This is a genomic window from Plantibacter sp. VKM Ac-2876 (genome assembly GCF_015350715.1).
Classification (GTDB): domain Bacteria; phylum Actinomycetota; class Actinomycetes; order Actinomycetales; family Microbacteriaceae; genus Plantibacter; species Plantibacter auratus.
Genome location: NZ_JADKSI010000002.1, coordinates 592,944 through 610,473, shown reverse-complemented (window position 1 = coordinate 610,473; position 17,530 = coordinate 592,944). Strand labels below are relative to the sequence as shown.

The following is a 17,530-nucleotide window of genomic DNA, read 5'->3' as shown; positions in this document are numbered from 1 at the left end:
CCTTAGCCGGCGGCCATCGCGCGGCCGGCGGTCCGACCGCTGAACAGACAGCCGCCGAGGAAGGTCCCCTCGAGCGCGCGGTAGCCGTGGATCCCTCCACCGCCGAAGCCAGCCGCCTCACCGGCGGCGTAGAGGCCGGGCACCGGGTTCCCGTCCGGGCCGAGGACCCGACTCGCGAGGTCGGTCTCGAGCCCACCGAGGCTCTTACGGGTCAGGACGTGCAGCTTCACCGCGATGAGCGGTCCGGCCTTCGGATCGAGGAGCCGGTGCGGTGCGGCGACGCGGATGAGTTTGTCGCCCCGGTAGGAGCGGGCACCGCGGAGCGCCGTGATCTGCAGGTCCTTCGTGAACGGGTTGTCGATCTCGCGATCGCGGGCCTCCACCTCGGCGATGACGTTCGCCGCGTCGATGGGCGTCTCCGGGCTCAGCTCCTGCATGCCGGCGATCAGCTCGGTGAGCGTGTCGGCGACGACGAAGTCCGCGCCGTGCTCCTTGAACGCCTCGACCGGTCCGGGCGCTCCCGGGCCGATGCGCTTCGCGAGCAGCCCGAGGTCCTTCCCGGTGAGGTCGGGGTTCTGCTCGCTCCCCGACAGTGCGAACTCCTTCTCGATGATCCGCTGGGTCAACACGAACCAGCTGTGGTCGTGGCCGGTGGCACGCAGGTGCGCGAGGGTACCGAGCGTGTCGAAGCCCGGGAAGAGCGGCACCGGGAGTCGCTTCCCGGTCGCGTCGAACCAGAGCGACGACGGCCCCGGCAGGATCCTGATGCCGTGCTGCGGCCAGATCGGATCCCAGTTGGTGATGCCTTCGACGTAGTGCCACATCCGGTCGCCGTTGATGAGACGCCCGCCCGCGCGCTCGCTGATCGCCAGCATGCGTCCGTCGACGTGCGCGGGTACTCCGGAGAGCATGGTCGTCGGCGGCGTCCCGAGCCGGGCGGGCCACTGTTCGCGGACGAGGTCGTGGTTCCCTCCGATGCCACCGCTTGCGACGAGCACCGCGGGCGCCCTGCACGAGAACTCGCCGACGACCTCACGCGTGCTCGGAGCTCCGCGCTCGGCATGCGACGGGGCGAGCACGGAGCCGCGTACGCCGACGACCGCACCGTCCTCGGTGAGCAGCTCGTCCACACGATGCCGGAAGTGAGCCGACACCGAGCCGTCCTCGACGCCGGCGTTCACCCGTCGGACGAAGGGCGCGACGACACCGGGTCCGGTGCCCCAGGTGATGTGGAAGCGGGGAACGGAGTTGCCGTGGCCGATGGCGCCGTAACCGCCCCGTTCCGCCCAGCCGACGACCGGGAAGAACCGCATGCCCTGCTCGTGGAGCCAGGCGCGCTTCTCGCCCGCGGCGAAATCGAGGTACGCCTCCGCCCAGCGCCCCGGCCAGTGGTCCTCGGGGCGGTCGAACGCTGCGGCACCGAACCAGTCCTGGGTCGCGAGCTCGAGCGAATCACGGACGCCGAGGTGGCGCTGCTCGGGGGAGTCGATCAGGAACAGGCCGCCGAACGACCAGTGCGCCTGGCCACCGAGGTTCGACTCCGGCTCCTGTTCGAGCAGGATGACCCGCTTGCCGGCGTCGATGAGCTCTGCGGCGGCGACGAGCCCGGCCAGCCCGCTGCCGATCACGATCGCGTCGGCCTCGGTTCGATCGGCGGACGGGTTGGGAGGGACGGCTGCTGGCATCTGCTGACTCCTTCGGCACGGACGTGCGTCCGATCCTACGACCGTGCGGCCGGAATCAGAGGAGACTGCGGCGCGGTGCCCCTGGATCCTCGTCGAAGGTGTTGACCATGGCGTGGGCTGCCCGCTCGAGGTAGTCCCAGAGCGTCGCCTCGTGCACCGGCGCGAGGTCGAGGCTGTCGACGGCGGCGCGCATGTGCAGCAGCCAGCGGTCGCGAGCGTCGGGGTTCACGTGGAAGGGCTGGTGTCGGAGCCGGAGACGCGGGTGGCCGCGTTCGGCGCTGTAGGTGCCCGGCCCACCCCAGTACTGCTCGAGGAAGAGCATCAGCCGGTCGGCGGCCGGACCGAGGTCCTCCTCGGGGTACATCGGTTTCAGGACGGGGTCGCCGGCCACGCCGCGGTAGAACTCGTCCACGAGGGCCTTGAAGGTGGCGTGTCCGCCGACCTGCTCGTAGAAGGACATGCCTGGTGCCTGGGAGTCGGTCACTGCTGCCCTCTCGGGGGTCGCTTGGTCTTCGGCGCCCGCGGCGGGACCACCGTGGTCGGGTGGGTGCGCGGGGGACGCGAACCGGTCACGCTTGCGGCACCCTCGAAGCCCGAGAGGACGATGCTGTTGAGCGACGGCAGCTTGACGTCCATCTCGTCGACGGCCCGCTTCAACCGCATCCGCAGTTCGCGAGCCACGTCGTCCTTGGCACTCGTGCGCGTCTTGATGACCAGGCGGATGACGAGGGCGTCGCCCGAGATCGACTCGAGGCCCCACAGCTCGGGCTTCTCGAGGATGCGGGAGCGCCACTTGGGGTCGTGGGCGAGTTCGTTCGCCGTGTCGAGCATGCGCTCCTGGACGGCCTCGACGTCGGTGTCGTACGGGATCGCCAGGTCGATGATGACCCGCGACCAGCCCTGCGACATGTTGCCGACCCGCAGGATCTCGCCATTGCGGACGAACCAGAGCGTGCCGTTGACGTCGCGTACCTGGGTGATCCGGATGCCGACGGTCTCGACGACGCCGGTGGCGGGCCCGAGGTCGACCACGTCGCCCACGCCCAGTTGGTCCTCGACCACCATGAACAGGCCGTTGAGGATGTCCTTGACGATGTTCTGCGCGCCGAAACCGAGACCGGCACCGACCGCGGCCGTCAGCAGGGCGAAGGAGCCGATGATGCTCGAGTCGATGACGTTGACGACGAGGATGGCCGCGACGATGACGATGGTGACGTTGACGATGTTGCTGAGCACGGTGCCGAGGGTCCGCGTGCGTTGGACGAGTCGGACGGCGGCGAGTGGCGAGGCGAGCAGCGATTGCGTGTCGGTGACGTCGGCGCTCTTCTTGACGCCGCTCACGATGCGGCCGACGACGCGTCGGATGACGAATCGGAGCACCCATGCGGCGGCGAACGCCAGGCCGATCACGACCACCACGCCGATGATCTTCCACCCCGCCGTCCAGAGGAAGGCGGTCACGTCAGGCCAGATCTCATCCCAGTTCATATGGGCCTCAGTGTATCGAGCGACTCGGAGTGAACCGTGTGAGCCGCCCGAGTGCGAGCCGGACGGTGCCTGCGTGAACGGTCATGGACGCACGAGTCCGTGCTTGTAGGCGAAGATGACCGCCTGGACGCGGTCGCGCAGCTGCAGCTTCATGAGCACTCGACCGACGTGCGTCTTCACCGTCGACTCGGAGAGGACGAAGTGGGCGGCGATCTCCGCGTTGCTCAGTCCCTCGGCCATGGCGACGAGGATGTCGTGCTCCCGCGGTGTCAGCTCGGCGAGTTCTGCTGTCGAGCCGTCCTCGGCGGCCGCGGGCGTGCCGGGGAGGGCCGTCGCGAAGAGTTCGAGCATCCGCTTCGTGATGCGGGTCGAGACGGCGGCGTCGCCCGCGTGGACCGCGCGGATCGCGGACGTCAGCTCGTTCGGCAGGGCGTCTTTCAGGAGGAAGCCGCTCGCGCCGGCCCGCAGCGCTCCGAAGGCGTACTCGTCGAGGTCGAAGGTGGTCAGGATGATGATGCGGCTGTCGGGGTTCGCGGCGACGATCCTCCTGGTCGCCTCGATCCCGTCGAGTCCCGGCATCCGGACGTCCATGAGGATCACGTCGGGCCGCAGGGTGGCGGCGAGGTGGATCGCCTCGGCGCCGTTCGAAGCCTCACCGACCACGTCCAGATCGTCCTCTGCGCCGAGCACGAGACCGAATCCGAGCCGGATGAGCTGTTGGTCGTCGACGAGCAGGATGCGGACGGGGTCGGTCATGGTGTGGTTCCTCGTGGTTCGGTGGTCAGCGGGGACGTTCTCGACGGGCGTGGTTCCAGGGGGAGGACGGCATGGACGCGCCACAGCCGATCGCCGACGGCTCCGGCGGTGACCCGACCCCCTTGGAACGCGACGCGTTCGCGGAGGCCCAGCAACCCCTGGCCGGCGCCGAGCGACGGCGCGTCCGGAATGGACCCGTCGTTCTCGACGATGAGCTCGAGGTGCTCGTCGTCGGTGGTGATGACGACGTCGACGCGCTTCGGCCGCTCCGAGTACCGCAGCGCGTTCGTGAGTGCCTCCTGCGTGATCCGGTGCACGGCGAGGAGGATCGACGGGTCGTCCGTCGACGGCCCCGAGACGGTGAGTGCGACCGGCAGGCCGAGCCCGCGGAAGGTCTCGACGAGCGCGGGGATCGACGCGGCGTCGGGTTGCGGTGCGAGGGGTGCGCTGCCGGTCTCGCGGAGGACGCCCAGCATGCGTCGCATGTCGACGAGGGAGCCCCGGGCGGCGTCGGTGACGGCGGTCATGGCGGACCGGGACGCCGTCGTGTCCTTCGTCGCCAGGGCCCCCTCGCTGAGCGCGACGATGACGGTGAGACTGTGGGAGACGATGTCGTGCATCTCGCGGGCGATGCGGGTCCGCTCGGCGACGGCGGCGAGCTGGGCCTGCTGGTCGCGCTCGCGGGCCAGCTGCGCCGCCCGATCGACGAGTGCTTCGACGTACCGCTTGCGATTGCCGACGTTGATCCCGATCAGCAGCCCGAAGAGCGCGAAGAGGACGACCGAGATGATGGTCTGCTGCGGCTCTCCCGGCTCATGTGGTGCGGCCCAGGGCAGGAACGGGGCGAGGACGGCGACGACCGCGGCGGCGGCGAAGGCCTGCCAGCCGAGTGCGACGGTCCGGTACACGGCCACCGAGTAGAGCAGTATCGGCACCGCGAACGCATCGACGCCCACCGTCTGCGCGACCGAGACGAGCCCGACCGCGATGACGAGCACGGTCATCGCGAGCGGGCGCCGTCGCCTGAGCAGGACGGCGAGCGTCGTGATGCCCACGATCGCGACGGCGAGGGCGATGCGACCGGGCTGGGCCGCCAGGTCGACGTCGAACCACTCGACGGTGCTGACCGAGAGCGCGACGAGGAGGTACCCGGCGGCGATGAGCGAGTCGGCGGTCCACGGATGCCTCGACCACCAGCGTCGGACGACCCCGGGTGGGCGCGGGAGCATCAGTGCGGCCTCCGTCGCGGCCCGGTCCCGGTCGGAGGACGGCTTCCGAGCGGTCACGACGAGGACGACCCTAAGGGTCGGTCGTCGTTCTCTGGTCGGCGCATCCCTCCAGGATACGGAGAACCCCTCCACAGCGGGTCGTGCCGTGGAGGGGTTCTCGCCAGAGGATCCTGGTACCGGAGTGCTATCCGGCCGAGTGGATCACGCGGCGTCCCGTGCCTGTGCCGCGAGTGCCCGCTCGACCCCGGCGAGGGCTTCGACGAGCATGCGTCGGAGTGCCGGGACATCGGCGTTGGCTTCCAACCACGCGCGGGTGCGGTCGCGGAGCTCGGTGGAGGCGAGCGCCGCCGGGTAGAGCCCCTCGACGATGTACTCGGCGATCTTGTAGCTGCGCGACTCCCAGACCGAGGTGAGCGCGGCGAAGTACGGCTCGACGAGCGGCTGCAGGACGGCCGGGTCGATGACGTGCCCGAACCCGAGACCGACGTTCCGGACGATCGCGTTCGGCTGGTCGTCGTGCTCGACGACCGAGTCGAACGCTGCGCGCTTGCCCTCGACGGTGGGGATCGTCGCCCGTGCACGAGCGGCCGCCTGCGCACCGTTCGCCGTGTTGTCCTCGGCGAGCGCCGCATCGATGTCCGAACCGTCCGCGAGACCGAGGAGGACCAGGCCTTCGAGGAGCTCCCAGCGGAGGTCGGTGTCGATCTCCAGGCCCGGGAGTGCCGCGGAGCCGTCGCGCAGTGCACGCAGGTGCTCGCCGTGCTCGGGGGTCGAGGCGAGGGCGGCGAAGAACTTCACGAACTGGAACTGCGCGTCGGAGCCGGCCTCCGCCTCCTGGGCGAGCGTCCAGAGCGCGTCGCCGACCCGCGAGATGGTCGCCAGGCGGCGTTCCGGAGCGACGTAGTTGCGCGCGGCCAGACCGAGCTGGCCGAGCGTGGTGCGCAGGGTCGTCGACTCGGTCTCCGTGGCGATGTTCCCGAGGACGAGCTCCACGTAGTCGGAGGCGCTCGACTCGGCGTCGCGGGTCGCGTCCCAGGCAGCACCCCAGACCAGCGAGCGTGCGAGCGGGTCCTCGATCGAGGCGAGGTGGCCGATCGCCGTCGCGAGCGACCGCTCGTCGAGGCGGATCTTCGCGTAGGCGAGGTCGTCGTCGTTCAGCAGCACCAGGTCGGGCTGGGTCTCACCGACGAGCTCCGGCACCTCGGTGAGCGCCCCGTCGACGTCGAGTTCGACGCGTCGGGTGCGGACGAGCTTGCCGTCCTGCAGCCGGTACAGGCCGATGGCGAGGCGGTGCGGACGCAGCGTGTCGTAGTCCGCGGGGACCGTCTGACGGACGGCGAACGCGGTGAACGCACCGTCGGCGTCGACCGTGAACTCCGGACTCAACGTCCCGACCCCGGCGGTCTCGAGCCACAGCTTGGACCACTCGCGGAGGTCGCGGCCGCTCGTCGCCTCGAGCTCGACGAGCAGATCGTCCAGCACGGTGTTGCCGAACTCGTGCTTGCGGAAGTAGTTGCCGACGCCGGCGAAGAACGCCTCGATGCCCACCCAGGCGGCGAGCTGCTTCAGGACGGAGCCGCCCTTGGCGTAGGTGATGCCGTCGAAGTTGACCTGGACGTCCTCGAGATCGTTGATGGTCGCGACGATGGGGTGCGTCGACGGCAGCTGGTCCTGGCGGTAGGCCCAGGTCTTCTCCATCGCGTTGAACGTCGTCCACGCCTCGGTCCACTCGGTGGCCTCAGCGGTGGCGATCGTCGAAGCCCATTCGGCGAACGACTCGTTCAACCACAGGTCGTTCCACCACTTCATGGTGACGAGGTCGCCGAACCACATGTGGGCGAGCTCGTGCAGGATCGTGACGACTCGGCGCTCCTTGATCGCGTCGGTCACCTTCGAGCGGAACACGTAGGTCTCGGTGAAGGTCACCGCGCCGGCGTTCTCCATCGCGCCCGCGTTGAACTCGGGGACGAAGAGCTGGTCGTACTTCTCGAACGGGTACGGGTACGCGAACTTCTCCTCGTAGTAAGCGAAGCCCTGACGCGTCTTCTCGAAGATGTAGTCGGCGTCGAGGTACTCCGCCAGGCTCTTCCGCGCGAAGACGCCCAGCGGGATGGTTCGGCCGTCGCTCGAGGTGAGCTCGCTGCGCACCACGTCGTACGGGCCGGCCACGATCGCGGTGATGTAGGAGGAGATGCGCTGCGTGGGTGCGAAGCTCCAGGTCGCCGCGCCGTCGTGCGCCGGTACCGGCTCAGGCGTCGGGGAGTTGCTGACGACCTGCCAGGCCGCGGGCGCCGTGATCGTGAAGGTGAACGTCGCCTTCAGATCGGGCTGCTCGAAGACCGCGAACACCCGACGGGAGTCCGGCACCTCGAACTGGCTGTACAGGTACACCTCGCCGTCGACGGGGTCGACGAAGCGGTGGAGGCCCTCACCGGTGTTGGTGTACTCGGCGTCCGCGTCGACGACGAGCACGTTCTCCGCAGCGAGGCCGTCGAGCTGGATGCGCACGCCGTCGGAGACGGTCGACGGGTCAAGCTCGACGCCGTTCAGCGTGACGGAGTGGACGGTGCGCGTCATGGCGTCGATGAAGGTCGAGGCGCCCGGTTCACCGGTGAAGCGCACCGTCGTGGTGCTGCGGAACACCTCGGGACCGGTCGTGAGGTCGAGCACGACCTCGTAGCTCGACGTGTCGACGAGCGCCCTGCGCTCCTGGGCTTCGACTCGGGTGAGGTTCTCTCCTGGCACAACTGCTCCCTGGTGTTGATGGACACGTGACGTGTGAACTGCACGTGGTCGCTCGTGACGACCGCGGCACGGTCAACCAGCCTAGACCCGCCGTCCGTCCGTTTCGGGGGAGTCGACGGGGGATCGGCGCGTAGGGTGACGACATGACGACTACCGCTGCAGACAACACCCGCGTCGACTTCTGGTTCGACCCCTCCTGCCCGTGGGCCTGGATGACCTCGCGTTGGGTCGACGAGGTCACCGAAGCCCGGAACCTCGACGTCCACTGGCACATCATGAGCCTCGCCGTCCTCAACGAGGACCAGGACGTCAGCGACGACTACCGGGCCTTCTTCCCCCGGGCGCTCCGATACACCCGGCTCGTCGCCGCTGCCGCAGCCGAACACGGACACGCGGTCGTCAAGCCGCTCTACGACGCGCTCGGAACGCGGATCCACCCCGGCGGACGCGCGGAGGACGTCGACGCCGTGATCGCCGAAGCCCTCGCCGAGACCGGGCTCCCGGCGGCGCTCGCCGAAGCGTCGACGACGGACGCCTACGACGGGCCCATGCGCGAGAGTCACTTCGACGGCATCGGACGGGTCGGTCAGGACGTCGGCACCCCCGTCATCGCGATCGACGACGTGGCGTTCTTCGGACCCGTCATCTCGCCGGCGCCGAAGGGCGAGCAGGCGCTCGCGCTGTGGGACGGTGTCGTCGCCGCTGCCGCCTACCCGGGCTTCTTCGAGCTGAAGCGCAGCCGCACGGCGGACCCGATCTTCGACTGACGCGACGCCGGCGCCCGGAACCCTAGACTTTCCACATGCGCATCCACATCGCCACCGATCACGCCGGTCTCGAGCTCAGTCAGTTCCTGCAGGACCACCTGCGCGCAGCCGGTCACGACGTCGTCGACCACGGCCCGGCCGAGTACGACGCGTTGGACGACTACCCGGCGTTCTGCATCAACGCGGCGAAGGCCGTCGTGCGCGACCAGCAGGCCGGTGTTGACGCCCTCGGCGTGGTGTTCGGCGGCTCGGGCAACGGCGAGCAGATCGCCGCGAACAAGGTCGTCGGTGTCCGCGCGGCGCTCGTCTGGAACCTCAGCACGGCGCAGCTGGCTCGGCAGCACAACGACGCCAACGTCATCTCGATCGGTGCGCGTCAGCACAGCACCGACGAGGCGGTGTCCTTCATCGACGCGTTCATCGCCGAGCCGTTCAGCCTCGAGGAACGTCACGCCCGTCGGATCGCGCAGCTCGCCGAATTCGAGGCGACCGGCACCATCGCCGGCAAGCACGTCGACGCCTGACGCGTCCTCCACCGCCACCGCGCGGCGCGCCGGATCGCGCCCCCACCGAGTGAGGAGTCACCATGCCCGAGGGGCACTCCGTCCATCGCATCGCCCGACAGTTCGCTCAGAACTTCGTCGGACACCGGGTCGCCGTGTCGTCTCCCCAGGGGCGCTTCGCTGAGGGTGCCGCCGTGCTCGACGGCCGGACGGTCACCGACGCCAAGGCCGTGGGCAAGCAGATGTTCCTCGAGTTCGACGACGGACTGTGGTTGCGGGTGCACCTCGGTCTGTACGGCGCGTGGGACTTCGCCGGTGAGATCCGGTCGGACCCGACCATCGCCGCCTCGAACGGCCGCATGGGGCAGACGAACCAGCGCGGCACGGTGCTCGACGACGACGATGCGCCGATCCACGATGCGGACGGGGAGAACTCCCTGCACAGCATCGGTGCACCGCGCCGGGCCAGGGTCCGGATGTCCGAGCAGTCGAGTCCACTCGCCGAGATCGACGACCGGTTCCCACCCGAACCGGTGGGTCAGGTGCGCGTGCGGCTGTTGACCGAGACGACGGTGGCGGACCTCCGCGGGCCGACCGCCTGCGAGGTGATCGACGCCGCCGGGGTGCAGGCCGTCATCGATCGGCTCGGACCGGATCCACTGCTCGACCCGAGCGCGGAGGCGGGCGAGCGGTTCGTGTCGCGTGCACACCACAAGGGTTCCCCGATCGGTCTGCTCCTCATGGATCAGCAGATCATCAGCGGGATCGGCAACGTCTACCGCGCCGAACTGCTGTTCCGCGCCCGTCTCGATCCGCACCGCACCGGGAAGACGGTCCCCGTCGAGACGCTTCGCGAGATCTGGCTCGACTGGACGCGGTTGCTCGCGATCGGGGTCGAGACCGGCCAGATGATGACGATGGACGACCTGTCAGCTGCCGACTACCGCCTCGCGATGGCCAACCGCGCTGATCGCCACTGGGTCTACAAGCGGGAGGGACTGCCGTGCCGGGTCTGCGGGACGAACATCCTCCTGGAGGAGATGGGCGCCCGCAAGCTGTACTGGTGCCCGAACTGTCAGCGCTGAACCGAACCCGCCTGCCCAACCGACGAGGACCGATGTGATGACCGAGCACCGCCCTGGACCTGACGGCGACCTCGTCACGACGATCGCCGACGTGCACCTCTCCGGACCGCGCCGCGGAGGCTCGTCCGACGCCGAACGGGTCGACGTCCTGCTGGAGGACGGCTCGATCGTGGCGATCCGACCCGCCGACCCAGAGGTCCTCCGGAGCAGCGACCCCGGTGTGTTGGACGGCGGTGGTGGGTTCCTCCTGCCCGGGCTCTGGGACCACCACGTGCACTTCACCCAGTGGGCGCGTACGGCCAGGCGCGTCGACCTGTCCTCGGCCGCATCCGCCGCAGAGGCGGTCGAGTTGGTCGCTGAGCGGATCGCTCAGGAGGCCGACGGTGACGGCTGGGTCGAGGGCGCGAGGTTCCGGGACGCCCTCTGGCCGGACACGCCGACGTTCGCACTGCTCGACGCGATCGCCCCGGACCGCGAGGTCGTGCTGGTCAGTGCCGACCTCCACTGCTGCTGGCTGAACAGCGCGGCGCTCCGGGCCACGGGCTTCGCCGACCATCCCACCGGCCTGTTGCGGGAGGAGGAGTCGTTCGCCGTCCTCAAACAGCTCGACCAGGTCGCCGACGAGCTCTCCGACCGCTGGGTCGACGCCGCAGCCGATCAGGCGGCATCCCGCGGCGTCGTCGGTGTCGTCGACCTGGAGATGCGCTGGAACGCCGCGGACTGGATCCGTCGGGTCGGGAACGGGACCCGCGCGCTCCGCATCTCCTTCGGTGTGTACGCCGAGCACCTCGAGCGCGCGATCGACGCCGGGCTCGTGACCGGGGGAGTGCTCGCCGGAACGGACGGCCTGGTGCAGGTCGGCCCGTTCAAGGTCATCACCGACGGATCCCTCAACACCCGGACGGCCTGCTGCGACGCGCCCTATCCGGGTTCGGCTCCCGGAACCGACGCGCACGGGATGCTCAACGTCCCGCCGGAGCGACTCACCGCATTGCTCACCCTGGCGACCGCCAACGGCCTCCACTGCGCGGTGCACGCCATCGGTGACCGCGCCAACACCCTCGCGCTCGACGCCATCGAGACGACCGGCGCGAGGGGCACGATCGAGCACGCGCAGCTGCTCCGGGCGTCGGACCTGGAGCGGTTCGCGCGGACCGGAACGGCTGCGAGTGTCCAGCCGGAACACGCGATGGACGATCGGGACATCGCCGAGGTCCACTGGGCCGGGCGCACCGACCGTGCCTTCGTGCTCCGCAGCCTCCTCGACGCCGGCGCCACGCTCCGACTCGGTTCCGACGCCCCGGTCGCTCCGCTCGACCCGTGGGTCTCCATCGCCGCCGCCGTGACGCGCAGCCGCGATGGACGCGAGGCCTGGCACGGGGAACAAGCCATCACGGTCGAGGAGGCACTGGCGGCGTCGACCAGAGGAGACGACGACGTGGTGGCCGTCGGCCGCCCCGCCGACCTCGTCATCGTCGGGTTCGACCCGTTCTCCTGCGCGCCGGAGGCCCTGCGCACCATGCCGGTCCGTGCGACGATGCTGGGTGGGCGCCTGACGGCCGCTCCATCCGTCCACCCGGCCGGGGGATAACCCCCGAGCGGAACGGGGCGTCCACCGGATGCCGTTCGTCGGCGGAGCCGAACAGACTGAGGTGAGCCCGGTGCGAGAGCCGGGACCGCTCCGTCGAAAGGACCTCCTTCATGACCACCGCCATCGGCCGACAGCTCGACGCGTCGGCGAAGCCTGATCCCTCCACCCGAGGTGCATGGCGATACGGTCGGCTCTGGCTGGACGTCCCCGGATCACTCCTGTTCCTGTTGCCCAACCTGCCGATCGTCATCGCCGGCGGCGTCGTCGCCGTGGTGATCCTCTCCCTCGGCTTCGGGCTCGCCATCCTGGGGATCGGTCTCCTGATCGTCGTCGGAGGCCTCTGGGTCTCGCGGGCGTTCGTGGAACTCGAGGTCGCGCGTCTCCGCACGACGGGGCTCCCGCCGATCCGACGAGGAGCCTGGCGGTCGTCCATCGGGGCCGAGACGACACTGGGTGCCGTGCTCGCTCCACTCGCCGGACCGCGCTGGTGGCTGGCGGCCCTGCACACGGTCCTCGTGAACCCGATCGTCGGGGGCATCACCTGGGGGCTGACCATCACCTGGACCGTAGGTGCCGTCGCCGGCACGACCTACTGGATCTGGGCGGACCGGCTCTCGGCTCGTTCCTCCTCGGGCTTCGCGGAGCTGCTGGCTCCCACGCTGGACCCGTCGGACGCGTTGCTCGCCGACAAGCTCTGGAATCTCGCGCTCGGTGTCGTGTTCCTCGTGACGCTCCCGCTGGTCCTCCGGGTGCTGGTGCTGCTGCACCACGCCGTCGCCTCCGGGCTGTTCGGTGCGCGGCCGCAGGAGGAACTGCGAGCCGAGCTGTTGGCGGAGCGGCGTGCACGCGGTGCCGCCGTCTCGGCTGAGGCGGGTGCGGTGCGGCGGCTCGAACGGGACATCCACGATGGTCCGCAGCAGCGACTCGTCCGGCTGCAGATGGATCTCGCGGCCGCCGAACGACGCCTGGAGACGGACCCCGCCTCCGCACGCTCGCTCCTGGGCGAGGCGCGCGCCCAGGCCGTCGAGACGCTCGACGAACTCCGTGCGCTCTCGAAAGGCCTGATGCCGCCACTGCTGCAGGACCGCGGCCTCGTCGCCGCACTCGACGACCTCGCCGCGCGGTGTCCGGTGCCGACGAGGACGGAGCTGGCGGTCGTCTCATCGGTTGCGCTGCCTCGTGAGACGGAACGTGGGGTCTACTTCATCGTCGCCGAACTCCTGACCAACGTGTCGAAGCATGCGGATGCGCGGCGCGCCGGCGTCGAGGCCCACGCGACGGTTGACCAGCAGCTGGGTTCTCGGCTCACCCTCCGCGTGACGGATGACGGTCGGGGCGGCGCGCACCTGGAACCGGGCCACGGTCTCGCAGGCTTGACGGAACGCGCGCAGGGCCTCGGCGGGAGACTGGCGATCGAGCCGGCGCCGGTGTGGGACGGCGTCGTACGTGGCAGCGCCGTGTCGATCTCGCTCCCCGTAGGCTGAACGCGTGATCAGCCCTGACCGTGCCGGTGGTGGACCGCTCCGCATCGTGATCGCCGAGGATTCGACACTGCTCCGCGAGGGCTTGATGCGGCTGTTCGACGAGGCCGGCTTCGTCACGGTCGCCGCGTACGCCGATGCGGAGGCGCTCCAGCGCGGGCTCGCGGCGGACCGACCGGACCTCATCGTCATGGACGTCCGCATGCCGCCCACGTTCCGGGACGAAGGGGTCCGCGCAGCGATAGCGCTGCGTGCCGAGCATCCCGACCTCCCCGTCCTGCTGCTCAGCCAGTACGTCGAGACCGTCTACGCCCGGGAGCTGCTCGCGGACGGCGGGCGTGGGATCGGCTATCTCCTCAAGGACCGGGTCGCCTCACTGGAGGAGGTGCAGGACGCGATACACCGGTTGGTCGAGGGAGGGACCGTGCTCGACCCCGACGTCGTCCGCACCCTGTTCGCAACACAGCGCGACCCGTTGGCAGGCCTGACCCCGCGTGAGACGGAGGTGCTCTCCGCGATGGCGGAGGGGCGCACGAACACGGCGATCGCCGAACGCCTGCGGGTCGGTGTCGGTGCGGTCGAGAAGCACATCTCGGCCATCTTCCAGAAGCTCGGCCTCGAGGACTCCGGGAGCGACCACCGACGCGTCCTCGCGGTCCTCGCCCTGCTCCAGCGCAACGGTTGACGGGTGACACGCGCGACGAAGGGGCAGTCACGGATGACTGCCCCTTCGTGGGTGATGCTGGCGGGTCGCCCCGCCGGGGTGCTACCGGCTGAGGTGGGCGAAGAGGAACCAGCGGTCCTTGTCGAGGCCGCGGGCGATCTCGATCGCGATGTCCTGGCTGGTCTGGTCGAGCTCGTCGAGCTCGTCGACCGCGGTGTTGACCGAGGCGGAGGCGGCGTCGATGAGGGCGATGACCTCGGCGATGGTGCGGTCGGACTGCTGGAAGCCCTCGCTCAGCTCAGGCGTGCTGGTCTTCGCGGCGACGGTGCTGAGGCGTGCGTCGACCGGGAGGCCGAGGGCGACGATGCGCTCTGCGGCGAGGTCGGCCCACTCCTGGGCGTGGTCGACGATGTCGTCGAGCAGCTCGTGGACGCCGATGAAGTTCGCGCCACGCACGTGCCAGTGGGCCTGCTTGCCGTTGACGACGATGGCGGTGAGGTCGACGACGACGGGGCTGAGGAACTGAGCGGTGCCTGCTGCGACGTCCGGGTTGGCGACGGCCTGCGGAATGGAGGTGGTGATGTCGGTCATGGTGTTTCCCCTTCGTTGACGAGTGAGGCCCTGGTCGGGCGGATTCGTCGGTCTACTTGAATGCAACGGTACTCAGCCGCAGACATTCCGCAAGGAAGTCGAGGCTCGGCTTACGAAGGGTGCACTCAGCAAGGAAAGCCTGACCGTACCGGCGATTCACCCCGGAACGACGCGGGTTCCCGTCGGCCGGGGCCGCCTGCGATAGCGTGGCCGGTATGACGCTCCACGGTACGGTCAGGAAACTCTCAGACGGACGCTCGCCCCAGATCGACCCGAGCGCCTATACGGCGCCCGGCTCCGTGCTGGTGGGCGCCGTCACGCTCGCCCCGGATTCGAGCGTCTGGTACAACGCCGTCCTCCGCGCGGACTCCGACTCGATCACGCTCGGCGCAGGGTCCAACATCCAGGACGGGGTCGCCGTGCACACGGACAGCGGCCACCCGACGGTCATCGGACGCAACGTCTCCGTCGGGCACAACGCGGTCGTCCACGGCTGCACGGTCGAGGACGACTGCCTCATCGGGATGGGTTCCGTGGTCCTGAGTGGCGCCGTGATCGGTGCCGGGTCGCTCGTCGCTGGGGGAGCGGTGGTCCTCGAGGGCATGATCGTGCCGCCCGGTTCGCTCGTCGCGGGGGTCCCGGCCAAGGTGCGGCGGGAGCTGACGGCCGACGAGCAGGAGGCGATCCGGCAGAACGCCGCACACTACGTCGCCCTCAGAGTGGTCCACGCCGCAGCCGTCGACGAAGACTAGCGGCGGCGTGCGTCGCGCTTCCTGAGGCGACGCTGCGCGGCGAGCGAGCCGGAGAGGCAGACGACGCAGCCGATCATGCAGATGAGTCCGACGCCGAGTCGCCCGGTCGCGAGTGCGTACACCCCGACGAAGAAGACGAGCGCGCCGGCCACCGTCCAGATGTGGGGCCAGATCGCGTCGAGTCGCATGCGCTCAGCCTAGGGCGTCGCCCATGCGATATCGCCGCCCCTCGACGGGCTCAGGGATTGAACTGAACCGAGCCGTCCTACCTACTGGCGCGGCGCTGCCTGGTTCTGACGAATGGAGGCTGGTTCTGATGGATGGAGAGGGGATGACGGGAATCGAACCCGCGTAATCAGTTTGGAAGACTGAGGCTCTACCATTGAGCTACATCCCCGAGGCGTCGCAATGCGACGAACTCACCCGGTAATGCTACTGCATCCCGAGCGCCCATCCGTGCAGCTCCGTGTCCCGAGGCCGGTTCCGCCCCGGAAACCGCACAGGGGCCGCACAGATTCTGGGCTAGACTGACCGAGGCCATTTCGCCCACCGCTCGTCGGTCGGGCCGGCTGGCCGGATTGTCGCCGATCCGGGGCGTAGCTCAGCTTGGTAGAGCGCCCGGTTTGGGACCGGGAGGTCGCAGGTTCGAATCCTGTCGCCCCGACTCCGTTTTGCGTCCTCAACTGAGGCAGAATCCCCGACACAGGAGAAGTAATCACGTGAAGACCACGGTCGAGAAGCTGAGCCCCACTCGCGTCAAGCTCGCCATCGCGGTGACGCCCGAGGAGCTCAAGCCGAGCATCACCCACGCCTACGGACACATCGCCGAGGACATCAACGTCCCCGGCTTCCGTAAGGGCAAGGTGCCACCGGCGATCATCGACCAGCGCGTCGGCAAGGGCGCCGTGATCGAGCACGCCGTCAACGAGGGCCTCGACGGCTTCTTCCGCAAGGCACTCGAGGAGAACGAACTCCGCCCGCTCGGCCGCCCGCAGGCCGACATCGTCGAGTGGCCGAACGAGAAGGACTTCTCCGGCGACCTGCTCGTGAACATCGAGGTCGACGTCCGTCCCGAGATCACGCTTCCCGCCTACGAGGGCCTCAAGCTCACCGTCGACGCCCAGGAAGCCGGCGAAGCCGACGTCCAGGACGAGCTCGACCGGATCCGTGCCCGCTTCGGCACGCTCGTGACCGTCGACCGCCCGGCCAAGACGGGCGACTTCGCCCAGCTCGACCTGGTCGCCAAGATCAACGACGCCGAGGTCGACCGCGCGAGCGGCGTCTCCTACGAGATCGGTTCGGGCGAGCTGCTCACCGGCATCGACGAGGCACTCGACTCCCTCACCGCCGGTGAGACCACCACCTTCACCTCGCCGCTGCTCGGTGGCGAGCACGAGGGCGAGGACGCCGAGGTCACCGTCACCCTGACCGCCGTCAAGGAGCGCGAGCTTCCCGAGGCCGACGACGACTTCGCTCAGATCGCGAGCGAGTTCGACACCATCGACGAGTTCAAGGCGCAGCTGCGCGAGGTCGTCGAGCGCCAGCAGGTCATCACCCAGGGCCGCGACGCACGCACCGCGCTCGTCGACGCCATGCTCGAGGCCGCGCAGATCCCCGTGCCCGAGAGCGTCATCGAGGACGAGGTGCACCGTCACCTCGAGGGCGAGAACCGCCTCGAGGACGACGAGCACCGCGCCGAGGTCACCGAGTCCAGCGAGAAGGCACTGCGCACGCAGCTCCTCCTCGACGCCCTCGCGGAGTCGCTCAACGTCCAGGTGAACCAGAACGAGCTCACCGAGTACCTCATCCAGAGCGCGTCGCAGTACGGCATGGAGCCTGGTGAGTTCATCGAGGCACTCGGCCAGCAGGGCCAGATCCCCGCCATGGTCGGCGAGGTCGCCCGCAACAAGGCCATCGCCATCGCGCTCGGCAAGGCCGAGGTCGTCGACTCCAACGGCAAGCCCGTCGACCTGAGCGACTTCGTCGCCGTGGTCGAGGACGAGGACGCCGCCACCGAGACCGCGGCCGACGAGACGACCGAGGCTCCGGCCGAGGACGCCGCCGACGAGGCTCCGGCCGAGGCAGAGCCGAAGAAGGCCGCCGCCAAGAAGGCACCTGCGAAGAAGGCGCCCGCCAAGAAGGCACCGGCCAAGAAGGCCGCTGCCGACGAGGCCGCTGCCGAGTAGGACAGCA

General features: G+C 69.5%; 16 protein-coding genes and 2 tRNA genes. 9 read left to right on the top strand and 9 right to left on the bottom strand.

Annotated features, from left to right (window positions below; genetic code table 11):
* Positions 1–2 precede the first annotated feature (2 nt).
* The 6 genes from ITJ62_RS09210 to pepN form a co-directional block, all read right to left on the bottom strand.
* The gene (locus tag ITJ62_RS09210; RefSeq protein WP_194601208.1) at positions 3–1,685 is read right to left on the bottom strand and encodes an FAD-binding dehydrogenase; all 1,683 of its coding nucleotides are present in this window, start codon (positions 1,683–1,685) and stop codon (positions 3–5) included.
* Positions 1,686–1,740: 55 nt separating this feature from the next.
* Positions 1,741–2,145, bottom strand: coding sequence for a globin (locus ITJ62_RS09205; protein WP_079705698.1), 405 nt, complete (start codon positions 2,143–2,145; stop codon positions 1,741–1,743).
* 20 nt (positions 2,146–2,165) lie between these two features.
* On the bottom strand, positions 2,166–3,173 hold the full coding sequence (locus tag ITJ62_RS09200) for a mechanosensitive ion channel family protein (RefSeq protein ID WP_079705699.1): 1,008 nt from the start codon (positions 3,171–3,173) through the stop codon (positions 2,166–2,168).
* A gap of 81 nt (positions 3,174–3,254) precedes the next feature.
* Positions 3,255–3,929 carry a response regulator transcription factor gene (locus tag ITJ62_RS09195; protein WP_194601204.1) on the bottom strand — a complete coding sequence of 225 codons (675 nt, stop codon included), beginning with the start codon at positions 3,927–3,929 and terminating at the stop codon, positions 3,255–3,257.
* Positions 3,926–5,215: a histidine kinase gene (locus tag ITJ62_RS09190; protein WP_194601201.1), complete on the bottom strand. Its 1,290-nt coding sequence runs from the start codon at positions 5,213–5,215 to the stop codon at positions 3,926–3,928. The genes ITJ62_RS09195 and ITJ62_RS09190 overlap by 4 nt, the downstream gene beginning before the upstream one ends.
* A 144-nt stretch (positions 5,216–5,359) precedes the next feature.
* A complete protein-coding gene (pepN, locus tag ITJ62_RS09185) occupies positions 5,360–7,903 on the bottom strand; it encodes an aminopeptidase N (protein ID WP_175116003.1) in 2,544 nt (847 codons plus the stop codon).
* Between the two features lie 143 nt (positions 7,904–8,046).
* Between pepN and ITJ62_RS09180 the strand changes: the two genes are divergently transcribed.
* The 6 genes from ITJ62_RS09180 to ITJ62_RS09155 all read left to right on the top strand — a co-directional run bounded on the left by ITJ62_RS09180 (position 8,047) and on the right by ITJ62_RS09155 (position 14,015).
* On the top strand, positions 8,047–8,670 hold the full coding sequence (locus tag ITJ62_RS09180; protein ID WP_194601198.1) for a DsbA family protein: 624 nt from the start codon (positions 8,047–8,049) through the stop codon (positions 8,668–8,670).
* A gap of 35 nt (positions 8,671–8,705) precedes the next feature.
* Positions 8,706–9,194, top strand: a complete 489-nt coding sequence (locus ITJ62_RS09175; RefSeq protein ID WP_085510673.1) for a ribose-5-phosphate isomerase — start codon at positions 8,706–8,708, stop codon at positions 9,192–9,194.
* Between the two features lie 62 nt (positions 9,195–9,256).
* A complete protein-coding gene (locus ITJ62_RS09170) occupies positions 9,257–10,258 on the top strand; it encodes an Fpg/Nei family DNA glycosylase (protein WP_194601181.1) in 1,002 nt (333 codons plus the stop codon).
* 37 nt (positions 10,259–10,295) lie between these two features.
* Entirely contained in the window at positions 10,296–11,849 is a 1,554-nt protein-coding gene (locus ITJ62_RS09165; RefSeq protein ID WP_194601178.1) for an amidohydrolase, read from the top strand.
* 110 nt (positions 11,850–11,959) lie between these two features.
* Positions 11,960–13,333 (top strand): sensor domain-containing protein, encoded by a 1,374-nt coding sequence (locus ITJ62_RS09160; protein ID WP_194601175.1) that lies wholly within the window; start codon positions 11,960–11,962, stop codon positions 13,331–13,333.
* Positions 13,334–13,337: 4 nt separating this feature from the next.
* On the top strand, positions 13,338–14,015 hold the full coding sequence (locus ITJ62_RS09155; RefSeq protein WP_370581876.1) for a response regulator: 678 nt from the start codon (positions 13,338–13,340) through the stop codon (positions 14,013–14,015).
* An 81-nt stretch (positions 14,016–14,096) separates the two neighbouring features.
* On the opposite strand, the gene ITJ62_RS09150 is transcribed toward ITJ62_RS09155, so the two are convergent.
* On the bottom strand, positions 14,097–14,585 hold the full coding sequence (locus ITJ62_RS09150) for a Dps family protein (protein WP_064295149.1): 489 nt from the start codon (positions 14,583–14,585) through the stop codon (positions 14,097–14,099).
* A 215-nt stretch (positions 14,586–14,800) separates the two neighbouring features.
* On the opposite strand from ITJ62_RS09150, the gene ITJ62_RS09145 reads away from it, so the two are divergent.
* On the top strand, positions 14,801–15,337 hold the full coding sequence (locus tag ITJ62_RS09145) for a gamma carbonic anhydrase family protein (RefSeq protein WP_194601172.1): 537 nt from the start codon (positions 14,801–14,803) through the stop codon (positions 15,335–15,337).
* Here the strand turns inward: ITJ62_RS09145 and ITJ62_RS09140 are convergent.
* Together ITJ62_RS09140 and ITJ62_RS09135 are read right to left on the bottom strand one after the other, a co-directional pair.
* The gene (locus tag ITJ62_RS09140) at positions 15,334–15,525 is read right to left on the bottom strand and encodes a hypothetical protein (protein ID WP_079705708.1); all 192 of its coding nucleotides are present in this window, start codon (positions 15,523–15,525) and stop codon (positions 15,334–15,336) included. The two genes, ITJ62_RS09145 and ITJ62_RS09140, sit on opposite strands and share 4 nt — an antisense overlap.
* 138 nt (positions 15,526–15,663) lie before the next feature.
* Positions 15,664–15,734: transfer RNA gene (locus ITJ62_RS09135), tRNA-Gly, on the bottom strand.
* Between the two features lie 193 nt (positions 15,735–15,927).
* On the opposite strand from ITJ62_RS09135, the gene ITJ62_RS09130 reads away from it, so the two are divergent.
* Positions 15,928–16,001 (top strand) — tRNA-Pro (locus ITJ62_RS09130).
* Positions 16,002–16,056: 55 nt separating this feature from the next.
* On the top strand, positions 16,057–17,523 hold the full coding sequence (gene tig, locus ITJ62_RS09125; RefSeq protein WP_161578527.1) for a trigger factor: 1,467 nt from the start codon (positions 16,057–16,059) through the stop codon (positions 17,521–17,523).
* Positions 17,524–17,530 lie beyond the last annotated feature (7 nt).